This is a genomic window from Actinotignum vesiculae, from assembly GCF_051267215.1.
Lineage (GTDB): Bacteria > Actinomycetota > Actinomycetes > Actinomycetales > Actinomycetaceae > Actinotignum > Actinotignum schaalii.
Genome location: NZ_JBOZGG010000012.1, coordinates 72,152 through 79,173, shown reverse-complemented (window position 1 = coordinate 79,173; position 7,022 = coordinate 72,152). Strand labels below are relative to the sequence as shown.

7 protein-coding genes are annotated in these 7,022 nt (G+C 64.2%); 4 read left to right on the top strand and 3 right to left on the bottom strand.

From position 1 onward, the window contains the following. The 3 genes from ACRQHG_RS07310 to ACRQHG_RS07300 all read right to left on the bottom strand — a co-directional run. On the bottom strand, nucleotides 1-299 hold a 299-nt coding region (locus ACRQHG_RS07310), incomplete at its 3' end, for a type I phosphomannose isomerase catalytic subunit (RefSeq protein WP_435719857.1). Nucleotides 300-315: 16 nt separating this feature from the next. Continuing rightward, nucleotides 316-1,158: a DUF3027 domain-containing protein gene (locus ACRQHG_RS07305; protein ID WP_435713155.1), complete on the bottom strand. Its 843-nt coding sequence runs from the start codon at nucleotides 1,156-1,158 to the stop codon at nucleotides 316-318. Continuing rightward, nucleotides 1,151-1,528 carry a cold-shock protein gene (locus ACRQHG_RS07300; RefSeq protein ID WP_026428428.1) on the bottom strand — a complete coding sequence of 126 codons (378 nt, stop codon included), beginning with the start codon at nucleotides 1,526-1,528 and terminating at the stop codon, nucleotides 1,151-1,153. Before ACRQHG_RS07300 ends, ACRQHG_RS07305 begins: the two co-directional genes overlap by 8 nt. Nucleotides 1,529-1,742: 214 nt before the next feature. On the opposite strand from ACRQHG_RS07300, the gene ACRQHG_RS07295 reads away from it, so the two are divergent. From ACRQHG_RS07295 to ACRQHG_RS07280, 4 genes are all read left to right on the top strand, one after another. Continuing rightward, the gene (locus ACRQHG_RS07295; protein WP_435719856.1) at nucleotides 1,743-3,701 is read left to right on the top strand and encodes a TPM domain-containing protein; all 1,959 of its coding nucleotides are present in this window, start codon (nucleotides 1,743-1,745) and stop codon (nucleotides 3,699-3,701) included. Between the two features lie 100 nt (nucleotides 3,702-3,801). Next, the gene (locus ACRQHG_RS07290) at nucleotides 3,802-4,557 is read left to right on the top strand and encodes a PspA/IM30 family protein (protein WP_035276494.1); all 756 of its coding nucleotides are present in this window, start codon (nucleotides 3,802-3,804) and stop codon (nucleotides 4,555-4,557) included. Nucleotides 4,558-4,701: 144 nt separating this feature from the next. After that, nucleotides 4,702-5,445: a response regulator transcription factor gene (locus tag ACRQHG_RS07285; protein WP_026428430.1), complete on the top strand. Its 744-nt coding sequence runs from the start codon at nucleotides 4,702-4,704 to the stop codon at nucleotides 5,443-5,445. A gap of 9 nt (nucleotides 5,446-5,454) precedes the next feature. Continuing rightward, nucleotides 5,455-7,020 (top strand): sensor histidine kinase, encoded by a 1,566-nt coding sequence (locus ACRQHG_RS07280; protein ID WP_435713157.1) that lies wholly within the window; start codon nucleotides 5,455-5,457, stop codon nucleotides 7,018-7,020. The last annotated feature ends 2 nt before the right edge of the window (nucleotides 7,021-7,022 follow it).

Below are 7,022 nucleotides of genomic sequence, written 5' to 3'. Positions count from 1 at the left end.
GGGCCGGCCCGGCGCCGCGAGCGGCGCCGCCCGCGTACCCCGCGCAGCGCGGCGCGCCCGGGCTCATCCGCCTCCGATTCGCGCCCAATCCGGTGTTCCCCGGTCGGTGCGGACGGGTAGAGCTGAGCCAGGTCAAAAAGCGGGGCATCCTGAGCGGCAATCACCTGGGCCGAATCATCGGGGTGGGCGCCGAGCCAGATTTCCGCCACCCGGGTTTCCGCCGGCGCATAGCCGAAGAGCGCGGGAAGCGCGCTCGTGCCGCCCCACGCATAGTCCCTGGCTCGCCCCTGGATCCGCATCACCGCTGCTCCTGCTTTAGCTCAGGGCGCCGGTGGCCTGGTAGCGCCGCCCGCGCGATCCGCGCACCACGGTGCGCTCGCGCCCGCGGCGAATCACCGGAGCTGTGGCATTAGCCGCGGCTACCACCGGGGCCTCAGCCCGGGCGGGTTCTTTGGCGACCGGCTCGGGCGTTTCCGCTTCCGGCGCTGCTGCCGGAGCTGCGGCGTCCGTTCCTCCCGCGCTGGTTTCACTTTCCGCACTCGCGATTTTGCGCCGCACCCGGCGCCGCCGCCCGCTGCGCTCGGCCCGCTCGGCCTTCTCCGCGGCGGCCGCCCGCGCCGATTCCTTACGTTCCTTTTCCGAGGCGGCTCGCGCCTGCGCTTTTTCCGTTTCCAGCTTGGCTAGCCGCTCACTCCACGGCACCCAGCGCGGAGCCAGCAAAGCACCCGCACCGGGCAGCATCTCAATCTCGTTAAAGGTCACAGAACGAGCCCGGCTCGCCCGGCTCACCGTAATACTCCAGTACCAGCCGTGATACCCCGGATGAGTACAGGTAAAGAGGTAGGAGACCACCCGGGTATCCTCGGCGAGGAATCCCGCGTACTCCCCCACGAAACGCTCGGCCACAGCCTCAATCAGGGTTGCCCGCGCTTCATCAACCGCCGCGGCCAGCACCCGATCTTCGGGCAGGCCGGGTTGCGGTTCCACCCGCTTATCATCCGGGGTCACCGCCACGTTTTCATCAACGCGATCTTCCGGGCGCGCCGCATCCGCACCCTCGTCCGCGTGACCTTCTACCCGCACCTCGGGGAAATGCAATTCCGGGGCTTCAGCCCCCGCAACCCCCGCGCATTCTTCTTTTTCTTCATTCTTAGGCATCAAAATCATCGGCAACCGCACGCAAGGCGCGCGCGATTTGCCCTCCCCCTTCCGGGTAGCGGCCGCGCCGAAGCTGGGTGGAGGCCCCGTCCAGAAGCCGAATGAGATCTTCCACGATCACCACCGTTTCTTCCGGGGAACGCCTATTCTTCCGCGCGAGCGATTCAAGTTTGGTTATCGGTTCGACATTGAGTGCTTGCGGGCCGCGGCGCGTATCGGCAAGCCCGAAGGACACCCGCTGACCCTTGCGCGGCGTGAGCCCTTCCGGGAGGGCCGAGGAGGGCAGGAAGACCTGCGCACCGTCCTCATCGCTGACAATAAAGCCGAAGCCCTTAGCGGCGTCGAAAAACTTAACCTTTCCGGTTGGCACAACACTCTCATTTCTAGCAAAAACGCTTCGCACACGGTCGGGCGAAGCACCAGCGTCATTCTACCAGCGCCCCCGCGGGCACAGGCAACGCTACCGGCTGAACGCCCCCGGCCCCATTTCCCATCCCGCTCCCAGAATGCTGTGGTTAAATTGTGCTGTCCACCACGTAAGGGGCAGGCCCGGTGCCGCACCGGGCGCACGGAAGGGTGAAGTTATGGGGATCGTACGCCGGATAGCTGGAACACTCGCACTTGCGGGCGCACTGCTCTTTTCCGGCCCGCTGGCCGCCGCGGAAGAACCCCTCACCAGCGTCGATCCGGTCACCGATCAAGCCCAAGTCCTCTCCGCCAGCGAAGAAGAGCAGCTGCGCACCTCCCTCAACCGCCTCCAAGATGAGACGGATTACGCGGTGCGTTTCGTTTTTGTTAATAGGTTCGACGGCGCAGGCGCGGACCAGTGGCCCATCGAAACATTCAACCGGGCCGGACTGTCCAGCGATGCCGCACTCATCGCGGTAGCCGTGGATAGCCGCCAGCTGGGTTATGCCTACGGCCGCGCGAGTTTTTCCGCCTCCGATCTGGATAAGGCTTTTACCGCGGAGGTGCGCAACGCCTACCGGGACGGCCGCTGGCTGGAGGGCTCCCTCGCCTACACCCGGGCGCTGGCGCAGGGCGAAGAAACGGATTGGGCCAGCTTGGCGCTCGGGGGCGGCGTCGTCGTCGTTATTATCGGGGCGATTGTTTTCGTGCGCGCGCGGAAACGCAAGCAGGCGGAAAATAAAACTCGTGAAGATCTGGCCGCGCTCGGCAAACGTGCCGCCGCGGCGCTCTTAGCGACGGACGACGGCGTTCGCAGTGCCGCCGCGGAACTCAATTTCGCGCGGGCGCAATTCGGGGTGAATTCGGTGCGCGGCTTTGACCAGGCGCTCGCGCAGGCACAGCAGTATCTCCAGGAGGCTTTCAACCAGCGTCAGCTTTTAGATGACGATATTCCGGATACCCCGGAGCAGGTGCGCGCCTATAACACCGCAATTCTGGAGCTCACGGAAAAAGCGCAGCGGGCCATTACCGAACAGGAAGAAGAATTCGCGCGGCTGCGGGATTTGGCGGCCAATGTGGAGGAAGCCGCGGCGCGGGTGCGCGAGGGAGCGGCGGATATTCGCGCCAATCTTCCCAGCGCCACCCGACAACTGGATTCCTTGGCGGCCACCTACGGGGAGAATGCGGTGGCGAGTTTCCGCACCTACCCGGCGGATATTGAAGCTTTGCTGGCCGGGGCGGATATTGCGCTCGGGCAGGTCGATCAGCTGCTCGGCGCGGGCGAACGCAACCAGGCCGTGCCTTTTGTGCGCATCGCCGAACAGGCCCTGGATGAGGCCGCGGAACGCTACCGTGCCATTTCCAACGTTCAAGAATCTGTCAATCAGGCTTTCGCCCAGCTAGGTGAACATATCTCCTCAATTTCCGCGGATATTGCCGATGCCCATCGCATCGGCGGCGGGAACGCCCAGGTGGGAGCCGCGCGGGATCGGGCGGCGGCGCTGGTGGAGAAATACCGCGGGGAGCGGGTGGATCCGCTCGCCGGAATCCGCGAGCTCACCGAAGCGGAAAATGCCCTGGATGCGGCTCTTGCCCCGGCTCGGGATGCCGAGGAAAACTACCGGCGCCAGGTGGCCGGGCTGGAGCGGGACCGCCAGCGGGCCCAGGCCGCGGTGCAGCGGGCGGAGGCAATGGTCTCACAGAACCGCTGGAGCACCGGGAATGAGGCGCGCGCCCCGCTGGAGGCGGCCCGCACCGCGCTCCAAGCCGGGGATACCAGCGATGACCTAGCCAAACGCCGCGATTATTACGCGCGGGCCGAATCCTACGCCCAGCGCGCCACAGATGCGGTACAGGAGGCCATGTCCGCCCGCGCTTCGGGAGGTTTCGGCGGCAACGGCGGCAACGGCGGCGGGGACGTGGGCAGCCTGCTGCTCGGCATGTTCCTCGGCTCGCTGACCAGCGGCGGATCCCGCCACAATTCTGGCTGGGGTTCGGGCTGGGGTTCCGGTTTTGGCGGCGAGCGCTCCAGCGGCTTCGGCGGAGGCTTCGGAGGATTCGGAGGTGGCTCCGGCGGGGGCTTTGGCGGATTTGGCGGCGGGGGCGCCGCGGGAGGAGGGAGCCGTTCGTTCTAATACCGGTGGCCGCGTGCGTCCGTTGATCGCGCCCCGCCCGGATACTATCTATCCAGTACATCACCCCATTCCTACTCGATAACACAGAGAAAGGCTGATCATGGCTGAAAAACAAACAATCCTCGGACGCATTACCCAGCTCGCGAAGGCGAATATTAACGCGCTCCTCGACCGCGCGGAAGACCCGCAGAAAATGCTCGACCAGATGGTGCGCGATTACAAGAATTCCATCGCGGAAGCCGAAGATGCCGTGGCCCTGACCGTGGGCAATCTGCGCCTGGCGCAATCCGATTACAACGAGGACGTCAAGGCCGCGCGCGATTGGGGCCAAAAGGCCATCGCCTCCTCGCGCCGCGCTGATGAGATGCGCGCCAAGGGCGATGAAGCGGGCGCGAACCACTGGGATGACCTGGCGAAAGTGGCGCTGAGCAAGCAGATCCAGTACGAGCGCGAAGCCAAGGATGCCGAACCCATGCTCGCCTCCCAGGAAAAGGTGGTGGAGCAGCTCAAATCCGGGCTCACCCAGATGAAGGAGAAGCTCACCGAGCTCAAGAATAAGCGTGACACGCTGGTGGCGCGCCAAAAGTCCGCCGAGGCGCAAAGCCAAGTGCAGGACGCCATCTCCTCGATCAACGTGCTTGATCCCACCAGCGAGCTGGCCCGTTTCGAAGACCGGGTCCGCCGCCAGGAAGCCCTGGCGCAGGGCAAGGCCGAAGTTGCCTCCCTGAGCTTGGCCGACCAATTCGCCGAATTGGAGGATCATTCCGACGACGCAGAAATCGAAGCGCGCCTAGCCGCCCTCAAGAGTGGCCAAGAACCCGCGCAACTCGAAGGCCGGGATTTCTCCAGCTACTAAAGCACAGCCGACTTCCCGGGCCGGGGTGGCGCTGCCACCCCGGCCCGCGGCGTCGTCGTTCCACCGCTATCGCTCCCACGGCTTTGCTTTCGCTTCCCGCAAACTTTCAGGAAGCTTCCAGATACCTCGAGTTTCCTTAACGTCATGACGCCTACCGAGCACACTCCCGAAGCGGCCATCCTCGTTGTTGATGATGAGCCCTCGATCCGTGAACTTCTTTCCGTTTCTCTCCGGTTCGCCGGATTCGATGTGTACACCGCCGCCGATGGCGCGGAAGCCCTCGCTCACCAGCAAAATCAGCATCTGGACCTGGCCGTCCTCGATATTATGATGCCGGGCATGGACGGCTTTGAGGTACTGCGCCGCCTGCGCGAACGCGATCACGATCTACCCGTGCTGTTCCTCACCGCCCGCGATGATGTGAAAGACAAGGTCCAGGGCCTAACCGTGGGCGGGGATGATTACATCACCAAACCGTTCTCCCTGGAGGAAGTGGTGGCTCGTATCCGCGCGGTGCTGCGGCGCACCAGCCCTGAGGAAACCGAATCGGCGGTGCTGCGCTACGCGGATCTGGAAATGAACGAAGATTCCTATGAAGTCACCCGCGCGGGCCGCCCGGTGGAGCTCTCCCCCACCGAATTCAAGCTGCTGCGCTACCTCATTATTAATGCCGAGCGGGTGGTTTCTAAATCTCAGATCCTCGACCATGTATGGGATTACAACTGGCAGGGTGAGATCTCCATCGTGGAATCCTATATTTCCTATTTGCGGCGCAAAATTGATTCCCCGGAAGCGCTGGGGATTACCGACCCGGAGGAGGCACGCAATCTTGTGCCGCTCATCCACACGCGCCGTGGCATCGGCTACGTTCTGCGTGCTTCCAAATAGCATTCGGTTATGACCCAACGTCACGATCCGTTCCCTGCGGAAAGCGCTCGCACCCGCCGCGGTGGAGTTTTCCGGCGCGCGCTGCGGCCGGCCCGCACCCTGGCCGGCCGCCTCATTATTGCCTTCGTTATTCTGGTGGGCACCGCGGCAACCTTTTTGGGTTTCGCTTCGGTCACCCTCCTCAAGCAATACCTGGTCTCCACTATCGACCAGGATTTGACCACGAATGCGCGCTCGGTGGAACGGATGTTCCTCCAGGAGATGCCCGGCGCCAGCCAGTCCTCCCTCAACCTTTCTGATTTCTTCGTGCGGGTCAATTGGGGTATCGCCGGGCAGCGAGATGTAACCACCTACGAACTCCCCAACCCGGGGGCCGTGGAAGAATTCGGTTACCCGCGCGAACTTGAGCGTATTGCCAGCCTGGGTTCCGAAGAGCCGGTCACGGTTCCTTCCACCCTGTACGGCTCGGATTGGCGAGTGCTGGTGCATCCCATTAGCCCGACCTCCACCGGCGGCCTCATCACCGGGAATATTATTATTGCCCAGCCGCTCGGCCCTATCGAATTTACGATTGCGCGGCTGCGCCTTATTTTCGTGCTCGCCGGGCTCGCGACCGTGCTGGCCGCCGGACTTGCCGTTACCGGCCTGGTATCGCGTACCTTGCGATCCCTGCGTGATATCGAGGCGGCCACGCATACCATCGCAGAAGGGCACCTGGCCGAACGCGTCCCGCACGGTGAGGACGACGACGAAGTTGGGATGCTCGCCAACTCTATTAACGTTATGCTCGCCCAAATCGAGCATGCCTTCGCGGAAAAAGAGCGCTCGGAAGCAAAAATGCGGCGCTTCGTTTCGGACGCCTCCCACGAATTACGCACCCCGCTGGCCACCGTGCGCGGGTATTCCGAGCTGTACCGCCTGGGCGGGGTTCCCCCCGAGCGGGTGCCCGAGGCGATGGAACGGGTGGAATCAGAAGCCAACCGGATGGCCGGACTGGTGGAGGATCTGCTCCAGCTGGCCCGCTTGGATGAAAACCGGCCCCTCAATCTTGATTGCGTCAATCTGGCCAAGCTGGCCGATAACGCCATCCTTGATTTCCGGGTGCGAGCCCCGCAACGCACCGCCACGGTGGTTGCTTTGGATGGGAGCACCCCGCCGCCCGAGGTGGTGGAGGTGCACGGGGATGCCGATCGTATCACCCAGGTGATCGCGAATTTGCTGTCGAATGTGCTCGCGCACGCCCCGGAAGCCAGCCCGGTGGAAGTGGCGGTGGGCATCGCGGAGGGCCAGCCCACTATCGAAGTGCGCGATCACGGCCCGGGTATTTCCGAGGCGGATTCCCAGCGCATTTTTGAGCGGTTCTACCGCCCGGATTATTCACGTTCGCGCGAATCGGGGGGCTCCGGGCTGGGCCTTGCCATTGTTGCCGCCATTATGGCCGCGCATCACGGCACCGCCCGGGCGCTGACCACCCCCGGTGGCGGGCTCACGGTGCAGCTCACCTTCCCCGCGCCGAGCGAACCGTGCCAGAGTCCCGATGCTCTCGCGCCCGCGAAACCGAGCGCGCAGGAATAGGC

What these genes read in the sequence shown, in the direction of transcription:
- ACRQHG_RS07305 (WP_435713155.1), bottom strand. Translation starts at nt 1,158, where the DNA reads ATGCCTAAGAATGAAGAAAAAGAAGAATGCGCGGGGGTTGCGGGGGCT.
- ACRQHG_RS07290 (WP_035276494.1), top strand. Translation starts at nt 3,802, where the DNA reads ATGGCTGAAAAACAAACAATCCTCGGACGCATTACCCAGCTCGCGAAG.
- ACRQHG_RS07280 (WP_435713157.1), top strand. Translation starts at nt 5,455, where the DNA reads ATGACCCAACGTCACGATCCGTTCCCTGCGGAAAGCGCTCGCACCCGC.
- ACRQHG_RS07295 (WP_435719856.1), top strand. Translation starts at nt 1,743, where the DNA reads ATGGGGATCGTACGCCGGATAGCTGGAACACTCGCACTTGCGGGCGCA.
- ACRQHG_RS07285 (WP_026428430.1), top strand. Translation starts at nt 4,702, where the DNA reads ATGACGCCTACCGAGCACACTCCCGAAGCGGCCATCCTCGTTGTTGAT.